The following is a 17,124-nucleotide window of genomic DNA, read 5'->3' as shown; positions in this document are numbered from 1 at the left end:
CAACCTAATACGGAAGTTTGAATTCCTTCCGTTTGATCTGAATTTCATCGTTAATGTAGATCAGATAATCCGACAGGGCTTCACGCGGATTCACCTTCCCGTTGACCACCTTGCGGAACGCATTGTCCAGATGCCGGCCTGTGAAGTAGCCGCCCGGAACCTGAGGGTTACCCTTCACCCATTGCCACTGGCTCTCCAGCTCCTTGTAGTCCTTCACCGGCCAAGGCAGCTCCTCCAGCGCTTCGATGTTGGCGGTCGGATAACGTGCCGCCGCTCCCATCAGCCCTTCCATTTCCCGGCCGTACTGGACCTGAGTGTTCTTGTCCGTCCACCACTTCATGAATTCCCAGGACGAATCCTTGTCCTTGGCATTCTCCAGCAGCATGACACCGGTTGTATGGCTGGCCACGCTATGGTCCACCGTGCCGTCCGCCTGCTTCGTTCCCGGCACCACCGTGAATTCCCACAAATTGCGGATTTCCGGCGCCATTACCGTCAGGCTGTTATAGATGGTATAATCGGCAATCCCGATCGGGATCTCGCCTGTACGGAAGCGGTTCGGAAAGTCCACTTTCACCGGGAACTTGTAATTGGTATAGAACTGGGTCCACTTGTTAAATTCACTCATGGAGGTCTCCGAGTTCAGTGCGCTTCGCTTCTGGTCATCCGTATACAACTGCCCGCCGTTCTGGTAGAGCAGCATGGTGAAGGCCGCATTGGGCACCAGCGTCGCGTTGTTCAGCGTATCCTCCAGCGGAAGATAGAACTCCAGATTATGTCTCTGCAGAACAGAGACCACATTGTACACTTCCTCCCACGTAGTAGGCGGCTCCAGGCCAAGCTCCTGCAGAATATCCTTCCGGTAAAAGAGCATCGGGAAGATCTGCTGCTCAGGCAGCCCGTAGACGCTTCCATTGTACTTATAAGGCGTAAGGGCACTGTCGCGGAAGCGGTCAGCCACTTCTTTGAAATCGGCGAACTGGGACAGATCAGCCGATGCTTTGCGCATCGCATAGTTCACTGGAAGGTCCTCACCGATCTGCATGGCTACGTCCGGCCCTTCCCCAGCCAGGGTTGCCGGCAGCAGAATGTTCGGAGGTACCAGCCTTAGCGCCACGGAGATGCCCGTATCCGGCGTGAAGGTATCGTCAATCATACTCTTCATCACTTGAGCCTGATCCCGCCCGGTCGATATCCAGACCGTAATCGCCTTCTGGTTCTTCGCTACGTTACCGATACTGTCATAGTCTTCGGTATACGAGGCGCCGTAGGCTCTCAGCTCATGCTTCAGCTTCTGGAAGAAGGTAGCCTGCGCGGACGGAAGCGGCTTGTCTGGCGCCGAGACCACCAGTGAATCCAGCGTCAGCGGCTGTTCCCGCACGCTAAGTATCCAGGTTCCCAGTCCGCCGACATTCGTCTTGAAGGAGACCAGCCGTTTCGCTACTGTATCCGGGTGCTTAGCCATATCCTCCAGCTGGGTCACCATCGAGTACAGCACCGATACCTTGTCGCTGCGTTCCCCGGTCGCCTGCTCCAGATATTCGCCGACACCGCGGATAATCTCCGCCTGCTCCCGGAATACCTTGGTCATCTCCGGTATCCGCTTCTCCAGCTGATAGTCGCGGAATTTATCAGGGTTATTCGAGGTAATCGCCAGAATATTGCGGTACATTTCATTCAAGGTCAGGACACTGGACTGGACGGTACGGACCAGCGGCGCGATATCACCCAGGGTCACGGTCAGCCTCAGCTTGTGCGTCCCTTGTGTAAGATGGAACAGGTAAGGCTCTTCCCCGCCCAGTACATTCATCTGCCAGCCGGGAGAGTAATTGAAGCGGATCTGCTTCATCTCGGTGAACGGATATTCACCGTCAATCGTGAGACTGCGGTTGGCATAGACGCCCCGGAGCTGATTCTGCTTCTCCTTGAGAGCTATCCGGTACAGACCTTCTTCAGGGACTTCAATCTCCCATTCGATCCATTGCCCCGGAAGCTTCCAGTTCACCCCGCCGATGGTGTTGATCCTTAAATTTGAGACGGCATAAGGAACCACTGCCGGGCTGGAGCGGTCAGATAACGGGTATAAGGTAGGCGAGGATTTGGCGGATGCCGCTTCGGCCTGGACCTCGATATAAGGCTCTTTTACCGGCTGAAGGCCCTTCGTCTCATACTGCTGCTTAGCCTCTGCGTAAGACTGCACTGTCCGGTCCTGGAACAGCTCGATATAATCAATGGCCATCGGCTCACGGAGCGCGGTCAGCGACAGGGTCTGGTTCCCCTGCTCCAGATAGAAAGCATATGGCTCCTCATAGAAGCCTTCACTGTCCGCAACGACCGTGGACTGCCACACCGGCTGCTCCACCTGTCTGGGACGCAGATCGTTGCCGCGGTCATCCTGCTTAATGACCTCTTCACGGTTCCCCCAGACCCGGTCGAAGAGCAAGGTATCCGCTCCCTTGAACGGCACTTGCCGGTTGATGGATAAGGAACGCTCAATCGACGAGCTTTTACCTTCCACCGGATAATAATGAACCCGGATGTTATACAGCCCGGATTCGGGAACCGGCACCTCCCAGGAGATGGTTCCCGATTCCGGGGTAATGACTGCTGCTCCGTCAAGCCCCTCGAATTGCTGCTTCACCTCGAAGACATCTCCACTGCCGGGGGAATAGCTCTCCCCTTCGATGCGGATCTCCCGGTCAGGGCGCGGGGCATCCCGGTGTTGCTTCAGATAGGCTTCATAGCTGCCTTCTGCGGCATCCTGCACGGCTGCCGTGAACTTGCCTTCTGCCGGAGAGTCGGAATGCACAGGCTGCCCCGAGGAATTAAATATCCAGAACGTCCCGGCCAGCAGGACAACAACCAATATAATCGCTATGTTCCTGATTCGAATATTCAACGTACTCCTCCCCTTAAGCGATGGATCATAAGTTCGTATATTTCAAGTTCCAGCTGTATAATTGCCGCAAGAATGGGAACAACAGTCCGCGGGGGACTGTTGTTCCATGCGGATATCCGCTTATTTTTTGTAGACCGCGTCTACAGAAGCCTGAACCTTCGCCTTGTACTTCTGAATGACAGTAGACGCCGAGGTTCCCTTCTTCAGCTCGTCAATCATCTCGTAGTACGGCATGGTCGAGAAGGTGTTATGGTTCGTGAGCAGCATGCCGCCTTCGACCAGCTTGGCGTTGTTGATATCATCCTCGTTGTCATAGGTGCTCTCCAGGGAAGCCTGCTTCGGATAATCGTAGATGGACTCGATATCGTTGAGCTTCTCCCAGATATACAGCAGCTGGTCCGGATTCTCGGCCTTCTTCGGGATGGTCAGGAACTGGACATTGGATTCCACACTGTGGTACTCGGTAGCATTAGGTCCTTTTGGAAAAGGAACAAAGCCGATATCATAATCCTTCATATCCGTCTTGAAGCCGCTCGCCTCATAATCTGCTCCCGCATACATCAGCGTGTTCCCCTGGCGGAAGAACTGCGCCGGTTCCTGCCAGTCCCCGCCTTCTGTCGGCCGCGCTACCTTCTCGGCACCCAGCTTCGCAATGAACTTGAAGACCTCCAGCAGCTTGGGATCATCGAGATTCTGTTTGTCGTCAATGGTCAGATCTGTCTCGTTGGAGGCCAGTGCCATTTCCAGGAACCCGCCTGAGGCCAAGCCCCAAACATCAAGTTTTCCGTTGTTATCTGTATCTTTGTTCGCTTCTTTGGCAACTTGGGTGAAGGTCTCCCAGTTCCAGTTATCCTCGTTCACATATTCCTGGAGCGGCTTCATGCCCAGCTTCTTCATCAGGGTGCGGTTATAGAAGACCCCGCTGATCAGGTTGCCCGCATTCTCCGAGAAGCCATAGCCCCGGCCCTCATATTGCGAGAATTCTGTAGTCATCCGCTGATTGAAGGCATTCTCATTCTTGGTGTACTCGTCAACCGGCCAGAACATATCCTGCTTCGTCAACACTGGAATCATATATCCCTTGCCCATTCGGACAATATCACCAAGCGGTTCACCGGCGACCAGTGAAGCCACTACCTTCTTCTGGTATTCACCGAAGTCAAGCGCCACATATTCAACCTTAAAGTTATGCTTCGCCATCAATTCCTTCAGATTCTTCGAGCGCTGGATATTATCCGGGTTATCCTCGGGAATCTTCATATCCCACCAGGAGACAATCTTAATCGTTCTGCCGCCCATATCAAAATCCTTTTCCGGTGTAGCATTGCTCGGCTCCGCAGCCTCTGTAGCTTCCGCTGTGGCTTCCGCTGCCGGTGCCTCCGTAGCCGCCGCCGGCTGGGCTGACGCTCCCCCTCCGGCATTCCCGCCGTTACCTGCTCCGCCGCATGCCGTCGTTGCAGCTAATAACAACATACTAATGAATACTGACATTACTTTTTTTGCCCGCATGATCTGTCCCCCCAAGTATGAATGACTTACCTCGAAAGTTTAGCGCTTACATTTTCAGGCAGCAACCCGTCTAACTTCAGGTGTTCACCTGTCAAATTATAGGTCGGGTCCGCAAGTCCTTATGCACCGGGCCACCGGATTTCGATCAGGTAAACAAATGGAGCCTGGTGCAAGAATTGCACATTGTAGCGCCCGGCTCTGTTGCACATAATGAATGAAGGAAGCTTAACTTCTCTCTGAAAGCGGGGTCTTCAGGTTGTACAGAATCTTATGTGTAGAGCGAAACCGTCAGGTACGGGAGATCGCTTCTTATATGGCAGGGAGCAGACTTAAGAATTTCATCATTCATGCGCATGCTGATTATTCATCCGATATTCTGCGGCTGATCCGCAGCGAGGGGATATCACTGGTTCTTCTGAATATCAGGGACGCCCATACGCCGGGCATGAGAGTCTGTGAACAGATCAGGCAGGGAAGCTCCGTTCCGATTATCCTGCTCGGGGGCAGCGGGGATTTCGGGTTGGCGCGCCAAGCCTTACTTTATAATGTAAGCGATTACTTGACAGATCCGGTGAACCCGGCTGAGCTGGGCGGAAGCCTGGAGGCGGTTAGACGGGTGCTGGCTTCGGCTGGCAGACCGGCTGCTGAGCGGGATTATGCGGATCAGGATTATGCGGAGTTCAGCCTTCAAAAAGAGCCGCCCTCCCCGTGCCCGATCGTCAGTACGATCAAGCAATACGTGGATGAGCAGCTCCATCATAATATTACACTCAAGCGGATTTCCGACTCCCTGAACTTCAATTGCGCCTACCTCGGACAGAAGTTTAAGCAGCAGGAGAAGATGTCCTTCAACGAATACCTCCTGCGCCAGCGGATGGAGAAGGCCAAGCTGCTGCTGGAAACGACCGACATGAAGATCTATGAGATTGCAGACGCTGTCGGATATTCGGAAATCGACTGGTTCTACAAGAAATTCAGAGAATACACGGGAACCAGCGCCAATGAATACCGCAAGCAATGCTTCATCACCGCCTGAGGCGGAGGGGATTGGAGGGAGCGGCCAGTGTGAAATCTGGTGCAAGGCTCTGAGTAAGCACGGCCGCTGCCTGCCAGACCATAGAAGCCTGCTCCCAGTCCATTAATGAAATCAGGTGCACTAATACCCCTCATTCGGCTCATCTGCCCCCTCGCCTCCCGTATTCCGTTCTTCTCCTTCCTATACTCCCGTTGCATCCGCACCCCCTGCTTCTCTCGCTTCCCCTCCCATGCACTTTCCCTTCTCATCCGCGCCTCCTTCACCTGACAATAGATCAATAATTGGTGAGGATCGGTCATTGTAGGAAGATAGACGATAACTTATTATAGTTTCATACATGAAAGCGTTATCAAAACCGAAGTTGCTTACTGAAGAAGGGGGATGACAGACGGACAAGATACCCGGGAATGCTTGCCCCGGCTTAGCTTCAGAAAGCAATCATACAAAGAGAATACAATGAGGAGTGAAACAATGCGCAGCCAGAGCATAAGAAGCAATTCTTTCCGGAAGTTCCTGTACATTTCGCCCTTTATGGTTTTACTTGCTGTATTTGCGTATTACCCGCTCTATGGATGGGTGTACGCATTCTTTGACTATACCCCGCCTATCCCATTGTCCCAATCTGAGTTCGTCGGCTTCAAATGGTTCCATTCCCTGGTCGAAAATCAGGTCAAGATCGACCAGTTAATGCAGGTCATCTGGAATACCTTCGGCATCAGCGGACTGGGTATCCTCTTCTCCTGGCTCCCGATGATCTTCGCCATCTTCCTGACCGAGATCAAGGCTGTCCGGTTCCGCAAATTCATCCAGACCGTAACCACCCTGCCTAACTTCATCAGTTGGGTACTCGTCTACTCCCTGGCCTTCTCCATGTTCTCCAGTGAAGGGATGGTCAACGGCTTCCTCCACATGACGGGGCTGTCGGATAAGCCAGTGCTGTTCCTGCAGAGCTCGGATCATGTCTGGCTCACCATGTGGTTCTGGGCTACCTGGAAGACGCTCGGCTGGTCAGCCATCCTGTATATCGCCGCCATTATGGGCATTGACGAGTCACTGTATGAAGCGGCTCACGTAGACGGTGCCACAAGAATGCAGGTCATCCGCCATGTCGTGCTGCCAAGCATGATGCCAACCTATTTCGTCCTGCTGATGCTCCAGATTGCAAGCTTCCTGAACAACGGATTGGAGCAATATTTCGTGTTCCAAAATGCGTTTAACAAGGACACTATTCAGGTTCTCGATCTATATGTCTATAACCTCGCCATGGGCGGCGGCAGTTATTCCGTCTCCGTTGCCATCAGTATGCTGAAGAGTCTGATTAGCGTAGTGCTTCTCTTTTCGGTGAACGGGCTGTCCAAAATGCTGAGAGGAGAGGGCATTGTATGAGTGACAACCAGACCAGTCTTACGCCAAACACCCGGGAGATCGATATCACCAAAAAAACGGTCAAAATGCAGGTCAGCGCTACCGATAAAATCATCTCTACTATCATCTATATCCTGTTCTCCCTGTTCGCCTTCATCTGCGTTTATCCGTTCTACTCGATCATTATCAATACAATCAGCGCGAACGACCTCAGCGCGAAGGGTGAAATTATTTTCTGGCCCAAGGGGATTCATTTCCAGAACTATGTCGATGTATTTAAAATACCCGGCCTCGGCAATGCCTTTGTCATTTCGCTGGGCAGAACGGTAATCGGAACCCTGCTCACGGTCGGCGCCTCCGCCTTCCTGGGATTTATGTTTGCGCAAGAGGACATGTGGGGCAAGAAATTCTGGTACCGCTTCACCATCATCACGATGTTCTTCAATGCCGGGATCATCCCGTGGTATCTGACCATGAGAACCCTGCATCTGACCGACAATTTCCTGGCGTATATTCTTCCGTCCGTGGTAGCGCCTTTCTTCATTATCCTGGTCAAAACCTTCGTCGAGGCAACACCGAAGGAGCTGCAGCAGGCGGCCAGCATTGACGGCGCGGGAATCTTCACGATTTTCTACAAAGTCATTCTGCCGATCAGCAAGCCGATCCTTGCAACCGTTGCCATTTTCTCGGCGGTCAACCAGTGGAATGCCTTCCAGGATACGCTCCTGCTGGTGACGGACAGCAAGCTCTACAGCCTGCAGTTCATTCTGTATAACTACATCAACCAGGCGAGCTCCTTGTCCACCATGGTCAACCTGCAGAATGCCGGATCAACGGCGATGGCTACTCTGGCGACCAAGCAGACCTCTACCTCCATCCGCATGACAGTTACCATTATCGTAGTCGCACCCATTCTGCTGGTATATCCGATCTTCCAGAGATTTTTTGTCAAAGGAATTATAATTGGCGCCGTGAAAGGCTAACGGACCTGCGCCATTATGATACATTAATCATTCGGGGGGCTACACATGAAAACACACATTAAGCTGGGCAGAAAGTCTGCGCTCTTACTAGGGACGACCATCCTGCTGGTAACAACGGCGCTAAGTGGTTGCAGCGGTAATTCCAACAATGGAGGAGCTGCTGCGGGGACGGCCGAACCCGGAACACCTGCTGAGTCATCCGATCCGGGCACAAGCAAAGGCATCGATCACAGCAAACCTCTAACCATTACGGTATTCGACAACGCAGCTAACTATCAAGGCGAACAGACGGGATGGTACGGCAAGCTGCTGAAAGACAAGTTCAATATCACACTCAACATTCTGGCTCCTCAGGTAGCGGGCGACCAGCTGTACAAGACCAGATCAGCCTCCGGTGACCTCGGGGACCTGCTGATTATTGAGAACAGCCAGCTCGAGGAACTGATTCCGGCGGGCATGATTATGGATCTTACGGACCTGATCAAGAATACGGAGCATCTGTCCAAGTATGTAGACAATCACTTTAAGCCGTTCAATGTGGCCTTCGAGAAGCAGAATCCCGATGGTAAAATCTATGCCCTGCCGGCCTTCACCGCCGACACTTCAGCAACCACCTTTTCGGAAGAGCTGCCTTACTCCAGCCCGATTATGCCTTGGGACTACTACAAGGGAATCGGTGCGCCGAAGCTGAATAATCTGAACGACCTGATGACGGCCCTGAAGGACATGCAGGCTAAATATCCGAAAACTCCGGACGGCAAGCCAATTGTTCCGATTACGTTGTGGAAGGACTGGGATGGCGGCAGCATGGAGAATGTCCGGTGGCTGAGCAACTGGTATGGCTACGAGCAGCCGAACGGTACGACAACGATTCAATTGAATGCCAAAGGCGATATCGTTCCGGTCGTGGACGACAACAGCATGTACAAGAAGATTCTGCAGTTCTATTATGACGCTAACAAAATGGGTCTCGTCGACCCGGATTCCCCTTCCCAGGACTGGAACAAGGTATCTGAGAAGCTGACCAACAAGCAGGTACTGCTCCTGTGGTACTCCTGGCAGAGAGGCTTTTACAACACGATTGAACGGGGCAACCAGGGTGACGGTAACGTAGCCGTTCCGATCGGCGATACCCACCTGATTCAGAACAGTGATGCTTACTTCGGGAACGGCAGAGTGTTCGCCATCGGCTCCAAAGCGAAAGAACCGGAAAGAATCATGGAACTGATGGACTGGATGTCTTCACCGGAAGGCCTGCGTTACTACACCAACGGCTTCGAAGGCTTCAACTATGAAAAAACACCTGACGGCAAATTCAAACTGACCGAAGTCGGCCAAACTGCATTCCAGGAAAACACCCCTGTCCCTGCTGAATACGGCGGCGGCGGTTATCAGGATGGCCAGAGCAAGGTCAACTCGATGATTATGAGTGATTTTGTGGTCGACCCGGAAACCAAAGAGTTCTATAACAGCACCTACTGGGCATCCACCATTGAAGCCAACAAGACTGCGCTGACTACAGATTGGCAGAAGACCTATGACGCCACTACTCCGACCGAGTACTATACAAAGAACAACATGATCGACATCGTGCCGAATATCAACACCAGTCTTGGCTCCGATTCCTCTGACGTCAAGAACAAACGCAGCCAGATTTCAGATTATGTCAAGAACACCTCCTGGAAAATGATCTTCGCCAAGGACCAGGCCGAATTCGACCAGCTCTGGACCAAGCTGAAGAGCGATGTCGAAGGACTCGGCTGGAACGATGTCTTCGCCGTAGACAAGGAAAGAGCAGAGAAAATCGTTAAAATGCGCGCTGATGCGGTTGCTAATAAGTAAACGCTGACCGGCAAAACGCGGAGATGATAGAAAAGGCAGCCCCAAAGCCATGGATATGGCTTGGGGCTGCCTTTTTTTGAGTATCAGTGTGACTGCGGTGAACATTTGGACTTCCGGCCGCCCCTACACCAATTAGAAAATAAGCTGCGCGAACTGATACAAGCCGTTCTTCCAGACCGGCCAGTCATGGTCGCCCTGCTCTTCCACCCAGATATGCGGCACTTTATGTTCTGAGAAATAAGCATGGGTGCGGTCGCTGACATACTTGAGGCTGTCAAGATCTCCGCAGGATAACCAGAGAACGTTAAGCGCTGCGGACGTCTTCTGCGGGTCCGGTACCAGCAGCTCCGGCTCCTTCGTGTTAGGTGCCGGAGAGAAGGCTCCCACCCAGGCGAAGCGGTCCAGATTGTTCAGACCCATGTTGAGCGATTGCCCTCCGCCCATGGACAACCCGGCCAGCGCACGGTGCCCCCGGTCCGTCAGCACGGAATAATTCGCTTCAATATAAGGGATCAGATCGTTCAGCAGATCAGACTCAAAGGTTGCAAAGGCTTCCAACTTGTCAGGCGCGAAGATGTCGCCCTCCGCCCGGTCATTCAACATCGCCCGCCCGTTCGGCAATACAACAATCATGGGCTTCAGCAGCTGATCGGCATACAGATTGTCCAGGATGATCTGCGGTTTGCCGTGAGTATACCATTCGTCCTCATCCCCGCCGATCCCATGCAGCAGATATAAGACGCTGTATTTGTCTGCGCTGGAATATCCGGGCGGTGTATATACTCGGGCCTTCCGGGTGTTGCCTACTGTGGCAGAGGGATATTCTATCATCGTGATCTCGCCACGCTCGATGCCTTCTCTCTCCTGATCATATCCCGCTGCTTGTGTTGTATACTTCTGATAGTTCATGTCCAAAGCTGCTCATTCCTCTCATAAGTTATATGTATATCCTCACACTTAGTTTATTCAATAAACTAAGTGCGGAATCCTGCTGAGGAACCTGCTGCAGAAAAATAATATATGTAGGATAGAAGGCCTTCTGCATTCTCCTGCATTGGACAGTCCCGATTGTATTTAACCTTCGTATACATACGAATGCATCGGAGTAATCTCCACCGGGTGCAGTGATTGATAGAGTGCATTAGCCTCGGCAGAGAACCCTGTAATATATGCCGTTCTCACACCTTGCTCCTTCAGGCGGATGAAGCATGCTGAAATGACAGATTTGCCGAAGCCGCGTTGCCGGTAATCCGGGTGGGTCCCAATCGTCTCTATAACCGCAATCCCGTTATCCTGATCCACGAATCCGAAACAGAAGGCAATGGGCCGGCCGTTCTCATCCATCACCGTGAAGTCAAGGTCCGCACGATAGGACTTTAGATCTTTTCTCCAGTACTCTATGCTCCCGACATTGGAATCACCCGAAGAGAAGATCTGCTCCATTAAATCGCTCTTCGCGCCTTCATCTATCCCTTCCCTCATGCAGCGGATGGAGAATCCTTCTTCCAGATTCAAAGTGTAATCCATATGAACAAGATCGTATCTTCTTGTATTCCCAATATGGGAATCCTGCACAAAACCATGGTCTAATAATGCCTGAACCTCCTGACCATAGGGATAGCAATCGGTGTTAAGCTTCTTTTTCCCCTTGCCCCATACATTCCGGGTCCATGCGACCATCTCGTCCGCCAGATGCGGGTAATCCGGATGAACGATTAAACTGAAGAAACCGCCTCCGGATTCGGAAATGAACAGGCCTGTGATCTCACCTGCTTCATTCTTCCATAGGTGTGCATTATTCTCCATGAAATTAGGGTCTGCACTTTTGGGCGCTTCGTACCGGTTCCAGAACTCGAATCTGACAAATTCCCAGGTCTGAAGTTTACCCGTCAATGTTACCATTTTTCTCAAAAAGGCATGAACGTTGTTGAAGTTCTCCTGGGTGTCTACGTACTTTTCATTGAATGCCTTTATCTCCTCATCTCCATTCATCTCTCTCATCATTTCATTCTTCTTCCATTATATGTAGGCCTACTTCCCCTTCATAGGCAGAGATCGGCTATAACCATTTGTACTATTGCATCACCATTGTTAAACTTCTTGCAGGATTTCTCATTTCGTGCACCACACAAAAGCCTGTCCACAGGGACAGGCTCTAAGCCATAACCATTCAGTTCTACAGCACAATCTTCACCGGACTGTTATCCGTTAATTCAAACGGTCCAGGCGTCACATTCGAGTCCGGGCGCTGCTTACCGAAGAAGTCGCGGTCGAACCGGTACGCCGAGCCGTCCGGCTCCTCGTAACGCATCTCGGCGTGATAGCTTCGGCCCAGCAGATTAGTGGTGACCAAGGTAGGCGCTGCGGCACGCAGCAGCTCAGGGTTCACAATATGCACCTGCACCTTGCCGGAAGCCGGATCAACCTCGATCTCAAGACCCTTATCGGCATAGACCTTCGCGTTCGGCTCATGTGTACCCGGCACCGCATCTTTCAGATACAGATTGCCTTGAATGGCTACAGGAAGGGCCATCTGTTCAGGATGGAACGGCTTCCCGGAATCGATCAGCGCCTTGATCTCTTCCCTGGTGTATTCCCACCACTGCTTGTCCAGCGCATTCGGGTGCTCATCGTAGCCGCCTAATCCGACTGGATGCAGATAACAGCGGGAATTATCCGGGATACCGTCCATTACCCGTTCACCGTTATCGTTAAGCTGTTCTCTCGGGGCCAGCGGCAGATGCTCGAAGAAGGTCATCGGCACTACCTCATTGTCCGTGTCCTCATCACGCAGGAAGATATTGTTATAATATCGGTCATCCCCGCCCGTGAAGTTGCTGTAACCGGCAATCGCTGTCTCATGCGGCATATGGTACGGCGTATAACGGGTAAGCTCGGAGCGCACTACGAACCTGCCGGCGAACAGATTATGGACGAACGCGCCGCCCTGGGCCATATTGCGGAAGTTCATCGGCGACAGGAACAGGTTGTGATCCACCATATAAGGACCGTGGCACACCTCCATGAAGAAATCCTCGGACAGGTTGTCGTAGAACACATTCCGGCTGATCCGGGTTCCCTGTGCCTGCCAATCGAGCCATAACGCCCGGTAGGAGCTGTAAATGACATTTCCGCAAATCTGGGTATCCAGTGAAGCATGGAGCTTGATCCCGCCTACCTCTGCCCCGTGGAAAATCCGTTTATGATGAATATTATAAATGCGGTTCTGTTCAATCCGGCTAAAAGCAGCCCCTAAATGCCCCACGATTCCAGCCTGTTCACAATCATGAATCACATTATTGCGGACGATATGGCTTCCAATGTTGTCCTTATGCCAATCCTGGCGGAGTGCGCGGAAAATAACCTCCTGCTCCCGCTGCGTCCCGCCCTTCATCCGGCCATTTGACCACTCGTTATGCCCGGTTGAGATTTCTTTGCCCAGGCTCACCCCTGTGCATTTGGACTCGCAGATATGGTTGTCTTCAATGATCCAGCCTTTGCTCCAGTGGGGGCCGATCAGCCCTTCCTGCAAGGCCGTTGGCGGTGCCCATTGCGGAGAAGCCTGGCGGAGTGTGAAGCCCTTAACGGTTATATAACCCCGGCCAGTCTGCTCCGGCCAGAAGCAATAAGGGCGAACGCTGATCTCCACATTCTCCCGGCGCGGGTCCTTGCCCCCGAAGCTCGCCCAGATCCTTGTGGAGGCCGAGCCTACTTCTGCATACCACTGCAGCAGAGAGTCCGCTGCGTACTTGGCCTGCGGCCATACCTTAGGATCGCGCAGCTTGGTAACGCTATCACATTCATACAGCGATTTGCCGTCCAGGTAGACCTCCCCCAGATGAGGCTCGAACGCCCCTTCGAACAGCCAGTCGCCATATAATTTCTCCTTGAACGGATTGCGCACAGCAAACAGGCTGTTCGGCACCTCTGTACTCCAGACACCGTCTCCTTCATCCTGCCAGTCCGCCACCGGCTCAGCGCCTGTGATGACGACTTCCCCGTCCCCGGCAGCCTGATAGACAATCCTCTGTTCCTCTGTTCCTCCGTTAGCCGGGCTCACCCATTCCCTGTATGTACCCGCATGAACCGTAACTGTATCCCCAGGCTCCGCCAGCGCCGCAGCGCGGGAGATGGAGCGGAAAGGCTGTTCCGCCGTGCCTGGAGCCTGATCGCTCCCTTGCAATGCAACATGATATTCCATATGAGCATCCTCCTCTTTCTTGTATGTCATATGGACATTTTAAATGAATATCCTGTATATTGCTATAACCATGTATACAATTAGACAACCTAACCTTTAACCCCGCCGACCATCATGCCTTTGACAAAATACTTCTGCAGGAACGGATAGACCATAATAATCGGCACAGAAGCCACAATCGTCATCGTTGCCCGCACGGACATCGGAGTGACCGCATTCTGCTGGCCTCCTGTTGCTCCCTGGATCATCCCGTCCAGCGACGAGGTGCCGGTGGTGGTGTTGGAGTTCTGCAGAATCTTCTGCAGCTCATATTGCAGGGTGCTGAGACTTGCATCCGAGGAGTTGTAGAGGAAGACATCGAACCACGAATTCCACTGGAACACTCCCGAGAACAGCGCCACCGTAGCCAGCACGGGTACCGTAAGCGGCAGGATGATGCTGAAGAAGGTCCGGTAATCGCCCGCACCGTCAATCTTAGCCGATTCGATGATGCTCTCCGGCAGATTTTCAATGAAGGAACGGATAATAATCAGGTTGAACACCCCGATGATTCCCGGAAGAATGTAGACCCAGAAGCTGCCGACCAGTCCCATATCCCGTATCAGCAGGTAATTGGGAATCAGGCCGCCGTTGAAGTACATCGTCATGATAAAAGCTACGGTGATGAATTTGCGCAGCACATAATCCTGTCTGCTAAGCGTGTAGGCCAGCATGGCGGAGCAGAAGACGGTGACGACCGTTCCGATCACGGTGCGCAGCACCGAGATGAAGGTCGCATGAAAAATCGTGGCCTCTCTCAGAATATAATTGTAATTCGCCAGCGTCCATTCTCTGGGAAGCAGGTAGATCCCGCCTTTAATGGAATCTTGCGCATTGTTAAGCGATACGGCAAGGACATTCACGAACGGATACAGGGTAACAATCATTAGTGCGATCATGAAGCAGTAGTTGCAAATGACAAACAAGCGGTCGCCGGTGGAAGAGCTTATGGGGGGCTTGCGTTTTTTCTTATGGACAGCTGCGGTTTCCATGCCTGCGCCTCCTTTATTAATACAGTCTGGCTTCGCCCATACGCTTCGCGGCATTATTCGCCATGAACAGCAGGATGAAGCTGACGACCGTCTTGAACATTCCCGCTGCGATGGACAGGGAGAAGTTACTCTGGGCAATTCCGTATTTCAGCACGAATATATCAATGTTCTCGGAATAATCCACATTCATGCCGTTGCCCAGCAGGTACTGCGGCTCGAATCCCGATTCCAGCAGATAGCCGATATTCATAATGAGCAGGACAATCACAACAGACTTGATGCCCGGAAGCGTGACATAGATCATTTTCTTGAACCGGTTCGCGCCGTCGATCTCCGCTGCTTCATACTGTGTGGGATCAATCGTCGTCATAGCGGCCAGGTAGACGATCGTGTTCCAGCCGATATCCTTCCAGACGGAGCTGGCTCCGAAGATGGTCCAGAAGTATTCCGGGATGCCCAGGAACAGAATTTCATTGCCGCGGTCAAGGAAGCCCAGACCCACCAGCAGCTGGTTAATGGTACCATCCGGGGACAGCGTCGTCTGAATGATACTCGCTGCAACCACCCAGGAGATAAAATGCGGCAAATAACTGACAGTCTGCACTACACGCTTGAAAGCAATATTGCGTATTTCATTAAGCAGCAAGGCTAGGGTGATCGCAGTGACGAAGCCGAAGAACAGGTTAATCGAGCTCATCGCCAGCGTATTGCGGAGCACCCGGAGGAAGCGGTCATCCCCGAACAGAAATTTGAAATGCTCGAAGCCAATCCAGGTCTGCTCCATGAACTTCCTGGCTGGCTTATAATCCTGGAAGGCAATGCTCCAGCCCCACAGCGGCAAGTATTTGAATACAAACAGCCAGATTAGAAAAGGGACTGACATCACTGCCAAGGCCCGCTGCTGGCCCAGCTTTTTGAAAAACAGCCTCATCCGGCCCGGCTCCTTATCCGCCGCCGGCCGGGATAACGCGGGTACCGTATTTTTATCCATCCGTATCTCTCTCCTTCAGCACACCGGGCCGTCCAAGCGGCAACCAGGAAAGACCAGGATAGCTACACAGCCCTAGTCTTTCCTGCCGATTCCGGCGGCTATTGGTTCGCCAGTTCGACCTTCGCTTTGACTTGCTCAGTGGTCCATTTCTCGTAACCCGCAGTATCCAGCTTGCCGAATTCCTTCATGTATTCCTCCCAGACCGCATCGAACTTATCGGGAGTCGTCAGCACCAGCTTAGGGAAATATTTCTTCGTCATTTCGTCCTTGCTGGCTTCCCAGAGCTGTTCCGGGGAATTCTGCTCCTTCGCGAAGCCCCACGCCGGGAAGTATGGACGCGGAACCGGTTCAGCGAACAGCTGGCTATAGGTCTGTACGCCGTATTTCTCTAAGATCGCCTTATCCTTGTCGGTCAGCGTCATCTGGAAGACCTCCGGCTGGCTGGCAACATTCTTGGCATTCCCGTCAGCCAGGGTAGAGGTGGTGTTGTACATCGGCCAGTTCCAGCTGAAGTACTTGAAGCCGAAGCTCTCTCTGAACGGCTCGTCAATCTTGTCGATCTGCTCCTGCGTACGGTAGTAGCGGCCCTTCTCATTCACTTCATACGTCTCGCCTTTGATGCCCCAGGACATCAGGGTCTGGTTCTCTTCGGTCAGCATGTTGTCGAAGAACTGGATGATGCGGACCGGGTCTTTGGCACTGACGGTAATCCCGATTCCGCGGTTCGTTACAAGGCCCCCAGGCGGATCAAGATAAGCATCCGGCGTGCCTTCCTCGAAGGCGACTTGCCATACACACGCTGGATGTTCGGCCCGTACTTCTCAATCAGCTCATCGAGCGGGATGAATGCGCCGGCATTCAGCACTTCCTCTATAGCGGCATCGGGAATCAGCACATCCGGGTAATCGTTGGCGGCAATCATGGTTCCGATCTTGGTATTGAGGTCACCCACCACGAATTCCAGCTTGAAATTGACACCGGTCTGATCCTCCAGCAGCTTGCCGATGGTCGTCTCATTGGTGTTTCCGTCCTTCGAGCCGGCCACCCCGTTGAAGATTTTGAACGTTACCTTATCCTGCTTGGGTTCGGTCTCTGTGGTAGCGGCAGCGCTTGTCGGCTCCGTCGTCCCCGTATTCTTCTTGGCATTATTAGGCCCCGAGCAAGCCGTCACCACGGATAATGAGACGACTGCCGTCAGAGCGAGAAGCCATATTCTCTTGCTTTTACCCATTGCCTGTACTCCCCCTTGTATATTCATGGTTTAGTG

General features: G+C 52.6%; 13 protein-coding genes. 4 read left to right on the top strand and 9 right to left on the bottom strand.

Annotated features, from left to right (window positions below; all coding sequences use genetic code 11):
- Window positions 1-4 precede the first annotated feature (4 nt).
- Together NST43_RS10305 and NST43_RS10300 are read right to left on the bottom strand one after the other, a co-directional pair.
- A complete protein-coding gene (locus NST43_RS10305; protein ID WP_209992411.1) occupies window positions 5-2,899 on the bottom strand; it encodes an extracellular solute-binding protein in 2,895 nt (964 codons plus the stop codon).
- A 120-nt stretch (window positions 2,900-3,019) separates the two neighbouring features.
- Complete coding sequence (locus NST43_RS10300) at window positions 3,020-4,408, bottom strand: extracellular solute-binding protein (RefSeq protein ID WP_339224223.1); 1,389 nt, start codon at window positions 4,406-4,408, stop codon at window positions 3,020-3,022.
- 256 nt (window positions 4,409-4,664) lie between these two features.
- Here NST43_RS10300 and NST43_RS10295 point away from each other — a divergent pair, with 256 nt between their 5' ends.
- The 4 genes from NST43_RS10295 (at window position 4,665) to NST43_RS10280 (ending at window position 9,634) form a co-directional block, all read left to right on the top strand.
- Window positions 4,665-5,444: a helix-turn-helix domain-containing protein gene (locus NST43_RS10295; RefSeq protein ID WP_339224221.1), complete on the top strand. Its 780-nt coding sequence runs from the start codon at window positions 4,665-4,667 to the stop codon at window positions 5,442-5,444.
- 531 nt (window positions 5,445-5,975) lie between these two features.
- Complete coding sequence (locus tag NST43_RS10290) at window positions 5,976-6,830, top strand: ABC transporter permease subunit (protein WP_339224219.1); 855 nt, start codon at window positions 5,976-5,978, stop codon at window positions 6,828-6,830.
- Window positions 6,827-7,792: a carbohydrate ABC transporter permease gene (locus NST43_RS10285; protein ID WP_209992414.1), complete on the top strand. Its 966-nt coding sequence runs from the start codon at window positions 6,827-6,829 to the stop codon at window positions 7,790-7,792. The genes NST43_RS10290 and NST43_RS10285 overlap by 4 nt, the downstream gene beginning before the upstream one ends.
- A 45-nt stretch (window positions 7,793-7,837) precedes the next feature.
- Window positions 7,838-9,634: a hypothetical protein gene (locus NST43_RS10280; protein ID WP_339224217.1), complete on the top strand. Its 1,797-nt coding sequence runs from the start codon at window positions 7,838-7,840 to the stop codon at window positions 9,632-9,634.
- A 132-nt stretch (window positions 9,635-9,766) separates the two neighbouring features.
- Here the strand turns inward: NST43_RS10280 and NST43_RS10275 are convergent, their stop codons facing one another.
- The 7 genes from NST43_RS10275 to NST43_RS10245 all read right to left on the bottom strand — a co-directional run bounded on the left by NST43_RS10275 (window position 9,767) and on the right by NST43_RS10245 (window position 17,115).
- Window positions 9,767-10,543, bottom strand: a complete 777-nt coding sequence (locus NST43_RS10275) for an alpha/beta hydrolase-fold protein (protein ID WP_339224215.1) — start codon at window positions 10,541-10,543, stop codon at window positions 9,767-9,769.
- Between the two features lie 165 nt (window positions 10,544-10,708).
- Window positions 10,709-11,638, bottom strand: a complete 930-nt coding sequence (locus NST43_RS10270) for a GNAT family N-acetyltransferase (protein ID WP_339224213.1) — start codon at window positions 11,636-11,638, stop codon at window positions 10,709-10,711.
- Between the two features lie 172 nt (window positions 11,639-11,810).
- The gene (locus NST43_RS10265) at window positions 11,811-13,835 is read right to left on the bottom strand and encodes a right-handed parallel beta-helix repeat-containing protein (RefSeq protein WP_339224211.1); all 2,025 of its coding nucleotides are present in this window, start codon (window positions 13,833-13,835) and stop codon (window positions 11,811-11,813) included.
- An 89-nt stretch (window positions 13,836-13,924) separates the two neighbouring features.
- The gene (locus NST43_RS10260; RefSeq protein WP_051477981.1) at window positions 13,925-14,866 is read right to left on the bottom strand and encodes a carbohydrate ABC transporter permease; all 942 of its coding nucleotides are present in this window, start codon (window positions 14,864-14,866) and stop codon (window positions 13,925-13,927) included.
- A gap of 16 nt (window positions 14,867-14,882) precedes the next feature.
- Window positions 14,883-15,797 (bottom strand): ABC transporter permease subunit, encoded by a 915-nt coding sequence (locus tag NST43_RS10255; RefSeq protein WP_235218379.1) that lies wholly within the window; start codon window positions 15,795-15,797, stop codon window positions 14,883-14,885.
- A gap of 158 nt (window positions 15,798-15,955) precedes the next feature.
- Window positions 15,956-16,516, bottom strand: coding sequence for a hypothetical protein (locus tag NST43_RS10250; RefSeq protein WP_339224207.1), 561 nt, complete (start codon window positions 16,514-16,516; stop codon window positions 15,956-15,958).
- Between the two features lie 68 nt (window positions 16,517-16,584).
- Window positions 16,585-17,115, bottom strand: coding sequence for a hypothetical protein (locus NST43_RS10245; RefSeq protein WP_339224205.1), 531 nt, complete (start codon window positions 17,113-17,115; stop codon window positions 16,585-16,587).
- Window positions 17,116-17,124: the final 9 nt, after the last annotated feature.

The sequence above is a fragment of the Paenibacillus sp. FSL H8-0332 genome (assembly GCF_037963835.1).
GTDB classification, from domain to species: Bacteria; Bacillota; Bacilli; order Paenibacillales; family Paenibacillaceae; genus Paenibacillus_AQ; species Paenibacillus_AQ rhizoplanae.
Note: the sequence above shows the minus strand (reverse complement) of the source record. Positions and strands in the feature narration are given on the sequence as shown.

Excerpts from the sequence above, each read along its gene's own strand:
- NST43_RS10300 (WP_339224223.1), bottom strand. The coding sequence starts at position 4,408 with ATGCGGGCAAAAAAAGTAATGTCAGTATTCATTAGTATGTTGTTATTA.
- NST43_RS10290 (WP_339224219.1), top strand. The coding sequence starts at position 5,976 with ATGGTTTTACTTGCTGTATTTGCGTATTACCCGCTCTATGGATGGGTG.
- NST43_RS10285 (WP_209992414.1), top strand. The coding sequence starts at position 6,827 with ATGAGTGACAACCAGACCAGTCTTACGCCAAACACCCGGGAGATCGAT.
- NST43_RS10280 (WP_339224217.1), top strand. The coding sequence starts at position 7,838 with ATGAAAACACACATTAAGCTGGGCAGAAAGTCTGCGCTCTTACTAGGG.
- NST43_RS10275 (WP_339224215.1), bottom strand. The coding sequence starts at position 10,543 with ATGAACTATCAGAAGTATACAACACAAGCAGCGGGATATGATCAGGAG.
- NST43_RS10270 (WP_339224213.1), bottom strand. The coding sequence starts at position 11,638 with ATGATGAGAGAGATGAATGGAGATGAGGAGATAAAGGCATTCAATGAA.
- NST43_RS10265 (WP_339224211.1), bottom strand. The coding sequence starts at position 13,835 with ATGGAATATCATGTTGCATTGCAAGGGAGCGATCAGGCTCCAGGCACG.
- NST43_RS10260 (WP_051477981.1), bottom strand. The coding sequence starts at position 14,866 with ATGGAAACCGCAGCTGTCCATAAGAAAAAACGCAAGCCCCCCATAAGC.
- NST43_RS10255 (WP_235218379.1), bottom strand. The coding sequence starts at position 15,797 with ATGAGGCTGTTTTTCAAAAAGCTGGGCCAGCAGCGGGCCTTGGCAGTG.
- NST43_RS10250 (WP_339224207.1), bottom strand. The coding sequence starts at position 16,516 with ATGCTGACCGAAGAGAACCAGACCCTGATGTCCTGGGGCATCAAAGGC.
- NST43_RS10245 (WP_339224205.1), bottom strand. The coding sequence starts at position 17,115 with ATGAATATACAAGGGGGAGTACAGGCAATGGGTAAAAGCAAGAGAATA.